Annotated in this window: 4 protein-coding genes and 3 pseudogenes; 1 reads left to right on the top strand and 6 read right to left on the bottom strand. The window is 59.4% G+C overall.

What is annotated here, in order from left to right:
* Positions 1-14 precede the first annotated feature (14 nt).
* From JFU47_RS05295 to JFU47_RS05270, 6 genes and pseudogenes are all read right to left on the bottom strand, one after another.
* Positions 15-8,663, bottom strand: a complete 8,649-nt coding sequence (locus JFU47_RS05295) for a GH36-type glycosyl hydrolase domain-containing protein (RefSeq protein WP_201181616.1) — start codon at positions 8,661-8,663, stop codon at positions 15-17.
* 464 nt (positions 8,664-9,127) lie between these two features.
* Positions 9,128-10,159 (bottom strand): annotated as a pseudogene (locus JFU47_RS05290) (IS110 family transposase).
* A 255-nt stretch (positions 10,160-10,414) separates the two neighbouring features.
* A pseudogene (locus tag JFU47_RS05285) lies at positions 10,415-11,774 on the bottom strand (transposase).
* Positions 11,775-11,963: 189 nt separating this feature from the next.
* Entirely contained in the window at positions 11,964-12,569 is a 606-nt protein-coding gene (locus tag JFU47_RS05280; RefSeq protein ID WP_201181614.1) for a hypothetical protein, read from the bottom strand.
* Between the two features lie 744 nt (positions 12,570-13,313).
* Positions 13,314-14,120, bottom strand: coding sequence for a lytic transglycosylase domain-containing protein (locus JFU47_RS05275; RefSeq protein WP_201181613.1), 807 nt, complete (start codon positions 14,118-14,120; stop codon positions 13,314-13,316).
* 317 nt (positions 14,121-14,437) lie between these two features.
* Positions 14,438-14,641 (bottom strand): cupin domain-containing protein, encoded by a 204-nt coding sequence (locus JFU47_RS05270; RefSeq protein ID WP_201181611.1) that lies wholly within the window; start codon positions 14,639-14,641, stop codon positions 14,438-14,440.
* Here JFU47_RS05270 and JFU47_RS33035 point away from each other — a divergent pair.
* Positions 14,614-14,706 (top strand): annotated as a pseudogene (locus JFU47_RS33035) (LysR family transcriptional regulator); the annotation flags it as partial. The gene JFU47_RS05270 and the pseudogene JFU47_RS33035 sit on opposite strands and share 28 nt — an antisense overlap.
* Between the last annotated feature and the right edge of the window lie 336 nt (positions 14,707-15,042).

The following is a 15,042-nucleotide window of genomic DNA, read 5'->3' as shown; positions in this document are numbered from 1 at the left end:
CTGGTGATCAATGTCTATTCATCGGCGGCATGCTCGAATTCCAGCGCCTGAGGCCTGGGTGACCGGGCGCGACAATCTACCCGAACCCAATGCTCCAGACCGCCGTCATCCAGTGGCAGCGCACCGTCACTCAATGGCTGGCCATCGAGGGTCATGGAGGTGAAGGTCGAACTGCCCTGACGCACATCAAAGTGGTAGAGGGTTCTGCCGAAGCGGTAGTGCAAGATGAAGCCCGGCCAGTCGACGGGTATCAGCGGTTCGATTCTGAGCGTACGGCCGCTGCGTTGAACGCCCAACAATGACTCGACAATCAGCCGGTACATCCAGCCGGCAGAACCGGTGTACCAGGTCCAGCCCCCTCGCCCGGCATGGGGTGCGGCGCCGTAGACATCCGCGGCCATGACGTAGGGCTCGACCTTATAGATGTCGATTTGAGCGTTGTTGGCAGGGGCGGCGGGGTTGATCAGATTCAGCAGTTCCCATGCTTTGCCTGCTTCACCCAACTGCGCAAACGCCATGCCCGCCCAAACGGCAGCATGCGTGTACTGACCTCCGTTCTCGCGCACGCCTGGCACGTAACCCTTGATGTAGCCGGGGTCCAGGGCGCCCTTGTCAAACGGTGGGTCAAGCAGCAACACGGCGCGGATGTCACGTTTGATCAGATGCTCATCCAATGCCTGCATGGCCTTGATCTGGCGGACGGCAGAGCCGGCCCCTGACAGCACTGACCAGCTTTGAGCAATGGAATCGATACGACATTCTTTATTGCTCGCCGAGCCGAGAATTTGTCCGTCATCGAACCAGGCACGGCGATACCAGGCGCCGTCCCAGGCACTTTGATCGAGGTTGCGTTGCAGCGTCACCGCGCTGTCGCTGCAGCGTTTGGCAAATACGTGATCACCGTGCAGGCGGGCGGTCACCGCGAATTGCTCCAGCACCTGATAGCTGAAGAAGCCCAGCCAGACACTTTCACCTGCACCCAGATGGCCGACGCGATTCATGCCGTCGTTCCAGTCACCAGAGCCCATCAGCGGCAACGCATGATGACCGCGGCGCAGGCTGTGTTCGATGGCGCGCACGCAGTGTTGATACAGGGACTCTCGCAGGGGCGATACCCCGGGGAGGTCATAGTAGGACTCTTCTCCGGCCCCCAGTTGGCGTCCTTCCAGGTATCCGGCGGCCTCTTCCAGTACACCCACGTCTGCGGTCATTTGTACATAGCGGTTGGTGGCGGCCACCAGCCACAAAAAGTCGTCGGAGCAGGCGGTGCGAACCCCTCGATTCATCGGCGGGTGCCACCAATGTTGCACGTCGCCTTCCACATACTGATGGCCGGCGCACAGCAACAGATGCGCTCGCACGGCTGCCGGATCTGCATGGATCATCGCCATGCTGTCCTGCAGCTGATCGCGAAAACCGATGGCGCCACCTGACTGGTAGTAGCCGCTTCGGGCCTGGAAACGGCACGCGATGACCTGATACATCAACCAACCGTTGACCATGACGTCGACCGCAGGCGCGCCCGTTTCAATACGAATCGCCCCGAGCAATGAGCGCCAGTGTTCCCGTACTTTCTGCAATTCCTTGGCGGCCACCAGGCTGCCACGATAACGCTGCACCAGCTGGGTGGCGGCGTTACTGGAAGACGCCGCCCCCAGGCGCAGAATGACTTCCCGAGTATCGCCATCGCCGAGTTCGATCGACACTTGCAGGGCGGCACAAGGGTCCAGACCGCCGCCCATGCGTCCGGACAGACCGGCGTGCTGCATCGCTGCCGGTGAGGCCAGGGTGCCACTGCGGCCAATGAATTCAGTACGGTCACCGCTGACACCGTGATCGATCGTGTCGGTGTCAAAGAACGCCACCCGCTCGGAAAACTCCACCGAATAGGCGTTGCGGGCGAAGAAAGCCCCGCTGGCGGGATCCGATTGGGTGACCACATGCATCGCCGATTTGCTGCGCAGATCGCCCAGCACCCATTCCACATACCCCGTGACCGACAATGACCGGCGGCGTCCCGAGCGGTTGCTCAACACTAGCCTCGAGAATTTGATCGGCGCATCCAGTGCCACGTAGATCCACAGCTCGCTGTAAATGCCGTCTTCTTCATGTTCGAACACGCTGTAACCGAAACCGTGACGGGTCTGGTACGGGCCTTGTCCAGGGCAGGGTTGAGGCGCTGCAGACCAGAAGTGCCCGGTCTCTTCATCACGCAGGTAAATGGCTTCGCCGCTGCGATCGGTGACCGGATCGTTGTGCCAGGGCGTCAGGCGAAATTCATGGGCGTTTTCGGCCCAAGTATAGGCACTGCCGGCTTCCGAGACCACCGTGCCGAGATGTGCATTGGCGATCACGTTGACCCAGGGCGCGGGTGTCGGATCGGGCGCGAGCCCGGTGATGATGTACTCACCGCCATCGGCGCTGAAGCCGCCATATTCGTTGCTCAACAGCAGGAAGGGACGGTTCGGTCGTACCGATGCCGGCCGAGCCTGAAAATGCCGGGTCGCCACGAACGGCGCGTGCACCGGTGATACTTTGCGCCGATGAATCTGTTCGGCCAGGCTGCCCAGATCTTCGCTCAGCACCAGCCTGGCAACCGAGAGGAACAGCACGCGATCTTCATTCGACATCTGCTGCGCGGGGCGCACAAAAATCCCGCCCGGACGATCCAGCAGAGTGGCTTCACTGCCTGAGGTGATAAGGCCCAGGATCGCGTCGTGCAGTTGCTGGCGATAACCCGCCTGATCTTCGTTCCAGATCAACAAATCGACCACCAACCCTTTTTGCCGCCAGTAGGCGTGAGCCTGAATCAATTGCTGCACCAGGGCGATATTGTCCAGACTTTGGATTTGCAGCAAAACGATGGGCAGGTCGCCGGAGATGGCCTGACCCCAGAGTCCCGGCTGATTGCGGCGATTGGCGATCAGCACCGTATGGTTGGCGCGCATCGAGGCGTTCGCATAAAGCAGCGACGAGGCCATCTGCTCGAACAGACGGGCATCGGACAACGAGGCGTTGAGCTGACGCAGAAGCACCTGGCTATGGGTCCAGGACAGGTCGAACACGCGGTCGGCGAGGTGGCGGTCGCGGTATTTGTTGATGAGATAAAGGCAGTTATCACGGCTGTCGGCGACACCGGTGACCAGGTCGATGGTGGCCTGTTGGCCGGGTTGCAGGGTAATCCTGCAGCGAATCGCGATCACCGGATCGAGCACCGGGCCTGCACTGCCTGACAAGCGCTGGCAATCGGCATCAAGGGCGGCAGGTGACACAAGGCTGCGTCCTCGGCCGATGAACCGGGCGCGATCGGTTTCGTACGAGATCGCATCGATGTCCACCCCGTGTGCCGCCAGCAAATGGCACATCCACGGCGTCGATTCATCGCTGGCCCGGGGGCGGCGGCTACAGATAATGGCCTGAAGCGCAGGCAGTAATTCGGTCTGCACGAACAGCTTGCTGAACGCCGGGTGCATCGCGTCGTTGACCGGGGTTGTCAGCACGACTTCGGCGTAGGTGGTGATCTCCAGTGTCTTGGCCGAAGACGCTCGGTTGGTGACATGCAGGCGGCGCAGTTCGATGTCGTCCTCAGGCGAGACAACAATCTCCAGGTGCGTGTCGAAATCCAGGTTGCGCGCACGGAACTCTGCACGGGAATCGCAGAAGATCGCCTCGTGGCTCTCGGGTTGATGCATCGTCGGTTGATGCGCAGCCGACCAGACCGTGTTGCTCTGGACATCGCGCAGGTAGCAGAACATCCCCCAATTGTCCTGTGAGGTGTCCTCCTGCCAACGGGTGATCGCCATTTCATTACGACGGCTGTAACCACCGCCGCCGCTGGTCAGCATGACGTGGTAGCGACCGTTGGAAAGCAACTGCACGGCCGGACGCTTGCGTCCCGGATCGGAGAACACCCGAAGCCCCGTATCCTGGCCTTGACCGACATCGCCGAGTACCGGCGACTGTGCGGTTTGCAGGTACGGCGCGGCGGATTTCGGCACCCGCTCCTGTAGCAGCAGCAGGGCTGATCGCAGCGCCGGGTCGGCCTCGAAACGCTGTTGCATGGGTTGATCGAGCAGTCGGCTGGTCAAGGCCAGCAAGCTCATGCCCTGGTGGTGAGCCATGAACGACCGGACCACGACGAAGTGTTGGCCTCGGGGTAAGCGGGCCTCGGTGTAATCCACGGCCTCATACAGACCGAAACGTCCAGCGGAGCCTTGCAGGGCGAGGCGTTGCAGGTTCTTGCAGGCCGCATCGGCATCGACCATCAACGCCAGGGCGCTCGCGTAGGGCGTTATCACGACGTCATTGCTCAGCCCGCGCTGGAGCCCCAGGGCCTGAACGCCGAAGGCGCGGTATTGATAATTGAAGTGCGCGTCGACGGTGGAGTAACCCGACTCCGAAACGCCCCACGGAATGCCCAGCCTGTTGCCCTGTTCGATCTGCACTGACACGGCGGCGCGGCAAGTCTGGTCCAGCAGGCTGCCCTCGAAGTTGGGCATCACCAGCATGGGCATCAGGTATTCGAACATCGAGCCCGACCAGGACAGCAACGTCGGTACGCCCGCGTTTTCACTCAGCAGCCTTCCCAGGGTGAACCAGGCGCGTTGGGGGATTTGTCCCTGAGCGATGGCCACGTAATTGGTCAGCCGCACCTCGGACGCCAGCAGGTCGTAGTAACCCGTGTCGAGCCTGCGCTCCTCGGCGTTGTAACCGATGACAAACAGGTCACGCTGGTGGTCGTAAAGCAACGAGAAATCCATCTGCGCCAGAGACGTGGCCAATAACGCCAGACGCTTCAGGTTTTCCAGACGCTGCGCGGCGTCACTGCGGACCCGCTCGATTTCAGGGTGATGCTCGGCGGCCCAGTCGGCGGGGTTCAGGCCGGCCAGTTGACGCAAGGTGCGAGGCGATTCAATCGTGACCGAGGGGGCAGGGAGGCGATAACGCTGCAGTTCTTCTGTCCAGTCGATGCATTGACGGGTAAAGGCTTCCCGCCAGTAGAGGCTTTCCTCGTCGGTGTCCGCTGGCTGGCTGGTGACCATGATATGAGCCGTGTGCAGCAGGTCTGCCAGCGCCTCAGGGGTCGCAATTTGCGAGACCGGTTCAAGGCCTTTTCTTAGTGTCAGGGCGTATTCATCCGCCCCCGAAGCGCGTTGGGAATCTGCAAGGATATCCAGGGTATCGCGCAGACCCTTGATCACGGCGGGGCCGAACATCGGGGCGTCTGCCAGCTGCGCAATGCCGGTGCTCAAGGTCAACAGCAGACCCGCCAGGTTGCCGCTGTCGACGGTGGAGACGTAATGCGGACGCAGCGGCTCGAGGGTCTGCGTGTCGTACCAGTTATAGAAATGCTGCCGATAACGCTCCAGGCCGTCCATGCTGTCCAGCGACGCCGCAAGCCGGGACAGCAGCCGTTCAGTGCTCAAGTAAGCGAAATCGTGAGCGGCCAGGTGGGCGAGCAGCGACATGCCCATATTGGTCGGCGAGGTGCGATGGGCAATGGCATGCCTGGGGTCTTCCTGCACGTTGTCCGGTGGCAGCCAGTGATCCTCGGGCCCGACGTATTGATCGAAGAACGCCCAGGTCTTGCGCGCCAGCAACCGCAAGAAGCGCAAATCATCCGGCGACGGTGCGAACACCGACTGCTTGGGTGCCGAACTGAGCCACCAAGCGATCCAGGGGCCCACTAACCACGACAACAGCAGCGGACTGGCGATGGCCAGCGTCTGCGGATCCTTCACCAGCAGGGCCAGTGAGATCAGGGCCGACACCGGCTCGATCCACATCTGGCGATAGAGGCCGGGCAGCCGGTTTTCGGTGGTTCGCTCCACCTCGCGCGAGGGCTGCCATTGCAACAGCCGGCGTCTGCTGAAGCCGATTCGCCAGAGCGAGCGCAGGATGGCGTCGGCGCTGTAGAACATCTCGAAGGGCAGCCAGGCGAGCGTCAGACCAGCCCGGGCGAGGTCTTGTGCCAGATCACCCAGCAGCGCCCTGAGGTATTGCCCATAGGGCACATTAGCGGGGGGCTGCATCAGATCGGTCACCGCTCGCAGCAACGGTTGAATCGCCATCAACCCGATGACTGTCAGGGTCCAGTTCATTGGCTGACTGCTAGCAAACCAACCCCATGCGAACATCAGCAATAGCGCCAGCGGTTCCAGGCTGCGTCGTAGATTGTCCAGAATCTTCCAGCGTGCCATGACGCTCAGCCTGTTGCGCACCCACTTGCCGTCGGCGTTGCGCGCCCAAGGCAATGTCCATGGCAGCAGTTGCCAGTCGCCGCGAACCCAGCGATGCCGTCGTTTGACATCGGCACCGTAGCGCGAGGGGTATTGCTCGTAGACTTGCACGTCGCTGAGCAGGCCGGATCGTGCATAACAGCCTTCGATCAGGTCGTGGCTGAGAATCTGGTTATCCGGCAAGCAACCTTCCAGGGCGCAGGTGAACGCGTCCACGTCGTAGATGCCCTTGCCGATGAAGGAGCCTTGCTGGAACAGGTCCTGGTAAACGTCCGATACCGACCGAGTGTAGGGATCGACGCCTGCATCACTGCCAAACAGCCGGGCGTAGACTGAGCGCGAGGCGCTGGTCAGGCTGATGCCCACTCGCGGTTGCAACACCGCGTAGCCGGAAATGATCCGCTCGCCGTCACTGTCGAACAACGGACGATTCAACGGGTGCATCATGGCCGCCACGCATTGGCGAGCGACATCGCGCGGCAGCAGGGTGTCGGTGTCCAGCGTGATCACGTAACGCACCCCGCGCAATGGCGTGATGTCGCCGACGATAGCGTTGAAGCGTTCCTCTCCATGGCCACGCAACAGGGCGTTGAGTTCAATCAGCTTGCCGCGTTTGCGCTCGTGGCCCATCCACACGCGTTCGCTCGCGTTCCAGCGACGCGGCCGATGCAGCAGAAAGAATCGGTCGCTGAGTCCGTCCGCGTATTTTCGGTTGAGCAGGGTGATTGCACGGGAAGCCTGTGTGAGCAGCTCGGCGTCTTGCGGCTGAGCCTCTTCAGGCGCATCCAGAAAATCGCTGAGCAACGCGAAATACAGGTTGTTGTCGCGGTTGGCGAGAAACCGCACTTCAAGACCTTCCACCAGTTCGTCCACATCGGCCAGGCTGGCGATTAGCGTCGGGATCACCACCAGGCTTCGCGCGCAATCGGGAATACCGTTGGCGTAATCCATTTTAGGCAGCGTCGTCGGCAACAGACTGAACGTCACCAACCAGTTGATCAGGCTGATCGCCAGTCGGCTGGTCATGATCAGGCAGGGAATCGCCATCATCAGAAGCGCCGCATCGGGCATCCCGTCGCGCTGCGCGGAGGCCAGTAAAGGCCAGGCAAAGATGAGCGTCAGAAAAGCCACCGGCGCCAGATAAAACATCAGCGGCGACTGCTGCAACAACCGTTTCCAGCGCTCATGAAGCGGCACCCTGGCATTGAGTCGTCGCTCCAGCGTCGGCAGCCCTGCGCTGATCAGGTAATACCCGACATGGCGGGCCAGCAGTTCGCAGGGGACTGAGGCGGTTCCGGCTGCGGCGAGATTGATCGCGGCGCGGGCGATCTGAATTTCCGAGTGCTGGGGGCTTCTGCGGGCAAGGCGTTCTATGACATGCCGATAGCTGTCGCGGGTGCTGAAATCCATCGCCCGGTAAATTTCAGCCGGGTCTTCATTGAGAATCTGCTCGACATGACTCATCGACTCGACGAACTCGCGCCAGTCCGTAGCGGACAGGAGGCGCAAGCTGCCGATGCTGTTGCCAATCGACACCTGATCCGCTGCCTGTTGTTGCGCATCGAGCTGCACCTGGCGTTCGATACTGGAGCCTGTCTCACTCAGCGTCTGTTCCATCCAGTTCAGCGCCAGGGCCAGCGCTGCGCTCTGGCCCTGCAGGCTGCGGGTGAATTCGGCGACAAAAGCGGCGGTCATCGGCGGTGCGGAGCGGGCCATGTCGGCAACCGTCAGTACCACGCTTTTGATGTCTCGTTCCGAGGTTTCGATCAGGTGTTCGGCCCAGTCATCGGCCAGATTGCGCTCGTCGGCGTTGGCCATGACCCTGGAGGCCACTCGCCGCAGGTTTTCGATCAGCGCCAGACGCAGCATGATCGGTATCGCCCACAGTTCGCCCAGCGCAAGCGGCATCACGGTCTGATAGGAAAAAATGAAGCGGCTCAGGCTTTCCTCATCGACTCGACCGTCGCCATGGGAGATGGTCTCCAGCGCGATGTCATAGACGCGAGGCAGCCCCGCCGACGGGCCGTTGATCAGGCGTGGCAACTCACGGCTATAGCCTTTGGGCAGGTGCGTTCTGGCGGTGCGAATGTTTTCTTCGATCAGATAGTAATTGTCCAGCAGCCATTCCGCTGCCGGCGTCACTCGTCGGCTGGACCCTTGCGCGTTGGTCAGCGCCGCGCAGCTGCGTTTGAGCAACTCCTCGTTGTCATGGAGCCTGTGCAGCATCGAGTTCCGTGCGGACAGCGTGGTCAGGCGATGCTGCCCGGCTAGGGCGATGCCGTGGCTGGCCATCTGATCGGCGCTGAAAAGTTCCGAGCGCAAAATGGGCTCGTATTTGAATCGGGGTGGGGGAAACAGACGGATTCGCCATAAGGCGGACGAGCGGGAAAATACCTTCTGTAGGCGTGTCCATATGCTGTTCATAAGGTCCTGAGCCTGAAACGCATCATATAATTACGTACATTTTTATAGATGCGCCAACGCAGTGCGCCCGCACCGAGCAACGCTTGGTTGACGTAGTTTTACGCTTGATTGTGGTGACTTGGAGGGTTGCTCGTCTGTTCGCTGGCGAACATAGCCCGCGTTCTTTGGATGTTCGTAGCAATGTCAGGAATGACTGTATATGGACTCCTCCTCATTGCAAGCCCCTTTGCTTTGGCTCCCGCGCCGACTGCACACGTATATTCGGCCTCTAAATACAGCATCGTTTCGATGCAGGGCCATGATGGGCTATTCGCGCGCCGGCTCCCGATCGCTTTTTCGTGCTTTTCGCACTTGGACATTCGAGGGTTTTGCCGACGCCGGTTCGACCGGTTTGCCATCGTTCAGGTTGCTTCGCAATCGTGGTTAAGAGTTATTTCTCTCGTAGAACACGTCGGGTAAATAGATCAGGCCGCTGCCTGATTCGGTTGGTAATCAGTGCCGTGACGCAGCATCGCCCAAGCCATGCGTGCGGTTTTGTTGGCCAGCGCAATAGCGGCCACATTGGGATGCGATCGCTCGGCTAAACGAACGGCCCACTGGCTGAGTCGATCCTCTTTGGATTTGGCTGTGCGTAGCGCCGAGCGTGCGCCATGCACCATCAATGTTCGCAGATACGCATCACCGCGCTTGCTGATACCGAGCAGTCGATCCTTACCACCAGAACTGTGTTGCCTCGGTGTCAGTCCCAGCGAGGCGGCAAACTGTCGGCCATTGGCAAACTGACGGGCATCACCGAGAGCGACGACGAGCGCTGTGGCGATCATTGGGCCGACACCGCGCAGCTGTTGAAGGCGAACGGCGGACGGCTCGTTTGTCGCGATCGCAGTGATCTCGCCGTCGAGCTTGCATACGCGCCCATCCAGCGCACGAAGGTCGTCCCACAAACCATCCAGCAGACGACGAAAGCGTGCCGTCAAACCGTTATCCGCATCTTCTAGCCAGCACGGTATTGCGCGACGCAGCATCAGCAATTCCTTCGGTGCGATGAGACCGTACTCGGCGACCAGCCCACGGATCTGATTGGCTTTGGCCGTCCGCTGTTCGATTAAGCCGGCCCGGATGCGATGCGTCGCCTGGATATCCTGTTGTTCGATCGTCTTGATGGCGACGAATCGCATGGTGGGACGGCTCATCGCCTCACAGATCGCCTCGGCATCGTTCACGTCGTTCTTGTTGCTTTTGACATAAGGTTTAACGAACTGGGGTGCGATCAGCTTGACTCGAAATCCGCGAGCTTCGAGTTACCGCGCCCAATGATGGGCGCCACCGCAACTCTCCATGCCGATCTCGCAACCAGGTTCGATCTTCTCCAGCACTGTTTGAAGCCATTGATCACGAGGCAGACGCTGCCGCCAGACCGGCTTCTCATGGCGATCCACACCGTGGATCTGAAATACGTTCTTGGCCAGGTCGACCCCAATGCGCATAAGCTTCATGTGCGGACTCCTTCTCACTGTTGACTGTGGTTCGCACCTTCAGTCTGGCACTCAAGATGCCGAAGTGAGGAGGAGTCCATCCCATTGCTTTTGGCCGATTCTGTTGAAAAAGTCGGATTTTCAGCTCGCCTGAACTCAGGCGCGACCACCACCGGAGAACCTACTCACCACATTGAGTGGTTTCTCGGCCCTTCGTTGACCGTTGCTGCTCTGTTATTGGGTTAATTTGAGGTTTTTGGCTTCGTGCAGGCGCACCTATCCCGTAGAAGGTGGCCCTTGAAATGCAAGTTTGGCCAGACGTCGCAGGTTCTGCACCGCAGCGGCCAGCGTGAATTCATCGGTCGCGCCACTCATGCCACGTAGTCGCAGGCGATCCAATTTCAGGATGCGTTTGAGGTGGGCAAACAACATTTCGACCTTTTTACGTTCGTGACGGGAGCGCACGTACGCAGGTGTCGCTGCGATGCGTCGAGCCAAATCACGAGCGGCTTCATGGACGCTGCGGGCGATCTTGCGAATCGCAGTGTTCGGGCAGCACCTGGCTTTCATCGGACATGTCGCGCAGTCGGTCTGTCTGGATCGGAAGATGATGGTGTTGGCTTTTGTGACGTGCGAACGCTCGCCATTCGCTGCGTAATACGTTGCCGGCTGGGCAGCGGTATTCCTCAGCCTCTTCATTCCAGTGGAAATCGTTACTCGAAAAGCTGTCGTTCTTGCGCTCAGTTTTGTCCCACACCGGCACATGCGGTTCGATGTCTTTTTCCTCCACCATCCAGGCCAGCATCGGCGCTGTGCCGTAAGCGGTGTCGCCAATGAGGCGCTCTGGCTTGATGTCGAACTGCGCTTCGACCCGATTGATCATCGTCTTGGTGCTCTCGACTTCTGCGGTTCGATGAGCCTGGGTGGGTTCCACATCCATGATCACGCTGTGCTCGGTATCGATCAGATAATTCGTGGAGTAAGCGTAAAAAGCTGGGCCGCCTGGAGCAGCGGTCCAGCGGGCCTGAGGATCCGTCAGCGACAGGCGCTTCGGTAGCGTTTCGGCCAGAGCCTCTTCATCGAGTCCCTCAAGGTACTCACGCACGGCGCGGGTGCTCAGGGATGGATCGCTCCAGTTGACCGGTTCATCTCCCGGTACGCCGCGCTGCCGACTCGCATCCGCTTTGATGATGCTGGCGTCCACGGCAAAGCCTTCGCCCTTGACCAGACCGGCGTCCATGCAGCGACGCAGCACTTCATTGAACAACCAGCGAAACAGATCACTGTGCCGAAAACGGCCGTGTCGATTTTTGGAAAAGGTCGAGTGGTTGGGGATTTCGTCTTCAAGGCTCAACCGGCAGAACCAGCGATACGCCAGGTTCAAATGGGCCTCTTCGCACAACCGCCGCTCTGAGCGAATGCCGTAGCAATAGCCGACGATCAGCATGCGGATCATCAGTTCGGGATCAATCGACGGACGCCCAATCGGGCTATAGAAATCGGCGAGGTAATGGCGCAGGTCGCTCAGATCGAGACACCGATCAATGCTGCGCAGAAGGTGAGTGGCTGGAATGTGATCTTCAAGGTTGAACGAGTAAAACAACCGCTCCTGCCCACTCGATAACTGTCCCATCATGCTGCGTGCTTCCCTGCTGGCCAATGCAGATATTTTGCCGCAGGCCAGACAGGGGAGCTACTTTTTCAACAGAATCGGTCGGTTGCCGTCCTTCGCGACAGACAAAAAACGGCCAGAAGGGGACGGTTGGAGAAATAAATCTGTCCCCTTTTCGCCTTTTCGTTGTCCCCTTTTCGTTGAGGTCAGGACTTAGGATGCGGCTGAGCGATTTTTTCCCTGCGTACACGGATTAAAAATCTGGGGAATACTCTCGCTGGTTCCTACATAGGTTTTGGTACCTGGTACCGCGACAGCCGAGTAGTTCTTGCGATCGGTGAACTGAATAAAATTTCCTTGCGCAGCCGTGAAGCTCTCAGTGTTTGGAGGCACTAGCACGCTCAGGAACTGGGCTTTCTTATCGAGGGCCAAGGCACCTCCCACGGTAATTGGCGCCAGCATGGCGACCCAACGTTCATTGAATAGGTAGAAGGTATCGGCTGCGGCTCTGCCACTTTGCAGGTGGGCACACTGCACATCGCTGGCGTTGATGACTTCAGCTTGCTGGTAGATGCCGCCCTTATAGAAGGCCAGCACTAGCTTGCTCTTGGTCAGCACACCCAGGCCTTGCTTGGGTCTGCACACTTGCAAATCACCATAGGGAGATAAGCACCAGTTGGTTTCGGTGATAGTGACGATTTCGTCTGCGCTGAGCTTCAGATCGCGTTCAATATTGGCGCGGGCTTCCGGGGTTTCGTAAGGGATGGCGCATGCGCTCAATAGAGCTGCGAGGGTTAGGGCGAGTAGCGGGGTTCTCATCAAGCGTCCTTTGCTGCTGGAAGGTACATGTAAATGACGAATATTTTTTTGCAAATCTCTTTCTTCAAAACTCTACGAGTCAAGTATTCGCGAGAGCAGGAGAAAATAGCCGTCGTTGAGATTGGGTTCTGAGATAAGAACATCAAAGCGGACGATGAGATCGACAAACTCTGGCCGCTGATGACGGCTGAGCAAATCCTCCGCCGGTCTACGCACCGGGAAAATTACACAGATCGCGCTGAGTTTAAAGAGCTGTTGGAGAATCTGATAGAACTCGTCGTTTGAATTTCTCGACAGCTAGAGCGCGACTGAGATTCATTGGGTCAGACGCCGCATTGTGCGCTGGCGTCCAAAAAGCAGCTATCGTGAGAGCCCGCTTTTGGCCGTTTTCTGCCCCTCACGGAGGGCCGCTATGGGTCCAGGCTGTGTAAAAACGCAGGCACCGTTTTGAAGTCTGCGTTGCTACGTAAAATCTGCCAGTGCTTGGTTAATCAGCAGACCTGAAATTTGCGTAGGAACGCGATTTTCGTTCTTGTTTTGACCGTAAAACCTGCTCTAAAACATTTTCACACAGCCTGGGTCGATAGCTACCGGTGAGCGTGGAAGTTCGGTTGAGCCATTCCCCGCCCGGCGTATTGATCGAGCGCGGAACCTGATTGCTTTCGTAGGGCAGATAACGCGCCAGCGTTATCTGCCGTGGAGGGGCCGGCGTATTACCTATTCCGGGTTATGCGCCCTATGGTACTAGCGATGGTTGCGATAGCGTTCGGTCAAGGACTGCACGAGGGTGACGTAGGATTGCGTCTCGGCGTAGGGAGGCACCCCGTTGTACTCGACCACAGACGCTTCGCCGGCGTTGTAACCTGCCAACGCCAGCACCTGGTTGCCGTTGAAGCGCTTGAGCAGCCAGGCCAGGTAGCGCACACCGCCACGAATGTTCTGTCGTGCGTCGAACGGATCGTCCACGGCGAAGCGCTCGGCGGTGGCGGGCATCAACTGCATCAGCCCCTGGGCGCCGGCTTCGGAAATGGCGTTGGGGCGAAACGCCGATTCGGCATGTATCACTGCGCGGACCAGCGCCCTGTCGACACCATAATGACCCGAAGCGGCTTCGATCTCCCGCCGATAGGAATGGGTGTCCAGGCGCAGTGAGGCGACCTTGAAATCCTTCGGCGCCATGCACAGATAGCAGCCCTTGATGTAATAGAGCTCAAGGACATCGACCCGTGCGGAGATCCCGACGGGGCGCCGGCTCACATATTGACGAATACCCTTGTGGATGAAGGTGTACACCCGAATCCGCACCGCGCCTGAGTTGTCGTCCCGCACAAGCCGTGGCAGGGCCATTGCCTTGGCGCCGACACCGGCGCCCGCCATGTCATTCAGGCGAGTGCAGTGGGCGCTGGCGATGGCTTGGCTGGTGTAGCTGATGGCTCCGTCCCTGGTTTGGCACTTGAACATGGCGCTGGCGCACAGTGGAGCGACCAGCAAGGCCAGCTCGATGCAGCCATGAAGGCTCTTGCGAACCCATCGCCATGCTCTGGAATTCATCACATCGCTCCGCGCCGCAGGCGCCGATCAGGTCTGGGGCGCCTGGCCCGGGCTCTGCCTTTGGAGGGCCTATTCTGGGTGACCCGCCTTTTGTTCTAATAGTTATACCCCTTGTAACCGGCCTTGGAACTTGCGTTGACGTACGGGCTGCCGGCGTTCCTAGGCGAGGCGCAGGCCTGATTGCTCGCACGACGCGTCGTCCCGGTTTGCCAGGGCCGGGCGCAAGTCCGATCCGCGGGTGACGGACCCCGAGCCGGGGTGGGACAGGCCAAGGTAGGCGACGGCAAAGTTGTCATCGTTATCCGCCCGGGCCGAACTCATCCGAGAATGAAATACACCTTGCGCACCGGCGTGATGTTTTCCCAGGTTCCCTTGAACTCCGCCGCCACCACGAACGAATCCCCCGGCCCGAAGGTCTTCGCCACGCCGTCCGCATCGGTCAGGCGCACGGTGCCTTCGAGGATGTGGCACATCTCGTCGTAGTCGCACTCGCATCTCGGTCTATTCACTGACCGAAACACGGCTGCTTCCTGCGAAGACCCAGCGGTTCATCGAGTTCATACGCGACCATCTCAACAGTGCTTAATGCCTGACGACTGGATAGGGGGCATCCCGACGCAAACGAATCTCTCCTTCTGGCCCAGGCTGTGTAAAAACGCAGGCACCGTTTTAAAGTCTGCGCTGCTACGTAAAATCTGCCAGTCCTTGGTTAATCGGCAGACCTGAAATTTGCGTAGGAACGCGATTTTTGTTCTGGTTCTGCACGTCAACCCCTGCGCAAAAACGTTTTTACACAGCCTCGGCCGATAGCTGCCTGTCGCAGAGGGCTGCAATCGACCCGACGCAGACAGCCGAGGCTGCTTGGTCGTCTGATCCGCTTGGCCAGGTAGCACGCGCTTTACTGACTTCCTACTTCGGAAGA

This window comes from Pseudomonas sp. TH39(2020) (genome assembly GCF_016650715.1).
Taxonomy (GTDB): Bacteria; Pseudomonadota; Gammaproteobacteria; order Pseudomonadales; family Pseudomonadaceae; genus Aquipseudomonas; species Aquipseudomonas mandelii_C.
The sequence above is the reverse complement of the archived record's forward strand: the minus strand, read 5'-3'. Positions and strand labels throughout refer to the sequence as shown.

What these genes read in the sequence shown, in the direction of transcription:
- JFU47_RS05295 (WP_201181616.1), bottom strand. Translation starts at nt 8,663, where the DNA reads ATGAACAGCATATGGACACGCCTACAGAAGGTATTTTCCCGCTCGTCC.
- JFU47_RS05280 (WP_201181614.1), bottom strand. Translation starts at nt 12,569, where the DNA reads ATGAGAACCCCGCTACTCGCCCTAACCCTCGCAGCTCTATTGAGCGCA.
- JFU47_RS05275 (WP_201181613.1), bottom strand. Translation starts at nt 14,120, where the DNA reads ATGAATTCCAGAGCATGGCGATGGGTTCGCAAGAGCCTTCATGGCTGC.